1 protein-coding gene is annotated in these 1,864 nt (G+C 63.9%); it reads left to right on the top strand.

From position 1 onward, the window contains the following. The first annotated feature begins 537 nt into the window (after nt 1-537). Nucleotides 538-1,563: an IS110 family transposase gene (locus HNP48_RS35125; protein ID WP_184866323.1), complete on the top strand. Its 1,026-nt coding sequence runs from the start codon at nt 538-540 to the stop codon at nt 1,561-1,563. The last annotated feature ends 301 nt before the right edge of the window (nt 1,564-1,864 follow it).

Consider the following 1,864-nt stretch of genomic DNA (forward strand, 5'->3'; position numbering starts at 1 on the left):
CGTTCCCCCTGCGGGTGAACTCCGCTCGAACAACCGCGGTGAGTCAGTTCACGATGCGCGTGTCCTTCGGCACGCGCTCACCCCAGGCCCTGCGCTTCTCGGCACGGTCAGAAGGGGGGGATACCAACACGGGCCATTGCTTCGCTCGGCCCGGGCTGCCTCGCTGCGCTTGGCCTGGGCAGGGCCGCCGCGCCAGTGGCGTCGGCAGCGCGCAGCGCGTAACCGACCCCAGGCGTAGCTGCGAAGCAGCAGCCGTCCCTGACCCCGCTCCCCACCCCTTCTGGCTGCGCCGAGAAGCGCAGGAGCTGGGGTGGGCGTGTGTGCCGAAGGACACACACGCTTCGTCTTCTAGCTCGTCGATGCTGTCTGAGCGGAGTTCGAAGAACGAAGCGAGATGGTATGGACGCCTCCCACCCCCTGCCGATGATGTGCAGCGCAGTCCGTGACCCTCGCCACAAAGTGAGTGGGGTCTCGCATCTGACGGCATCAAGTGCCAAAGTGGAGTTGCACACAACCACTTGCGAAGGAGACCCCGCTATGAATGCTACGACATACGGCATGGACATCGCAAAGAATGTCTTTCAGCTGCACTGGGTTGAACCCACCTCTGCTGAGATCTGCCGGCGCAAGCTCTCGCGCAGCAAGGTCTTGGAGTTCTTTGCCAAGCGCCTGCCTGCTCGGATCGTGATGGAGGCCTGTGGCGGCGCGCACCATTGGGCCCGTGAGTTGGCTGCCCTGGGCCACCAGGTGGAGCTGCTGCCAGCGCACCAAGTGCGCAAGTTCGCCAGTGGCAACAAGGATGATGCGGCCGATGCCCGTGCAATCTGGCTGGCCGCTCAGCACCCGGACATCCGACGCGTGCCGCTCAAGAGCATCCAGCAGCAGGCTGAGCTGTCTGTGCATCGCGTGCGCTCGCACTGGATGCAGGTGCGCACAGCGACGATCAATTGCCTGCGCGGTCTGCTTTATGAGTTCGGCGTGGTTCTGCCCAAGGGAAGGCGCGCCGCCTTGCGCCTTCTGGCCGAGCAACGTGCACAGGTTGACCAGCAGTTGCCGGGCGCCATGGTCCAGTTGCTCGATAGCCAGCTTCTGGCGCTTGGCACCCTGGATGCACAAATCGCCAGCCTGGAAGCGCAGATCGAAGCCGTTCAGCGCAGCAATGAAGTGGCGCGGCGGTTGCGCCAGGTACCTGGCATCGGTCTGTTGGGTGCCACGGCTTTGGCGGCCACTCTGGGCGATGGCTCTGCCTGGCGCAGTGCGCGCGAGTTTGCCTGTTGCATGGGCCTGACGCCGCGCCATACGGGAACGGGTGGCAAGGTGCGCATGGGCGGGATCAGCAAGCGTGGTGATGCGTACATCCGAACTTTGTTGATCCATGGGGCGCGCAATCTGGTGCGCTGCGCGCAGCCCGTGCCCTGGATCGCTCAATTGCTTGAGCGCAGGCCTTTCAATGTCGTGGCGACTGCTGTCGCCCACAAGCTGGCCCGAGCGGCATGGGCCATGGTGGCCCAAGGGACTGCCTGGCAGGCAAACCACAAGGCGGGCGTGACTGCGCACGCGTGATGGCACGCAGCTGAGTCAATCGGATCGAATTCCCCGGATCAAGGTATCGCGGCAAGACGCCGCCAAGGAGTGTGCAGGCGAGTGGACGAGTGATGGCAAAGCGGTCAGACCGTGAGCCGGCCAAACTGAGATGAACTCTGGGCTTCGAGCCCGCTAGCGAGATCCAGTGCCGGCTTCGCGAACCACCATCAGGGCCCGCGGCTCAAGCTGCATTTACAGGCCGGATATAAGGACGCAATGAACCCGCCACGTCAGAAACTCCAAAACCCGCTTGCCACACGGGAGGCGTCCATATAAGTTC

The organism is Acidovorax soli (assembly GCF_014207955.1).
In the GTDB taxonomy this organism is placed as follows: domain Bacteria; phylum Pseudomonadota; class Gammaproteobacteria; order Burkholderiales; family Burkholderiaceae_C; genus Acidovorax; species Acidovorax soli_A.

Bases quoted from the DNA above. Each gene is read 5' to 3' on its own strand.
- HNP48_RS35125 (WP_184866323.1), top strand. From the start codon at position 538: ATGAATGCTACGACATACGGCATGGACATCGCAAAGAATGTCTTTCAG.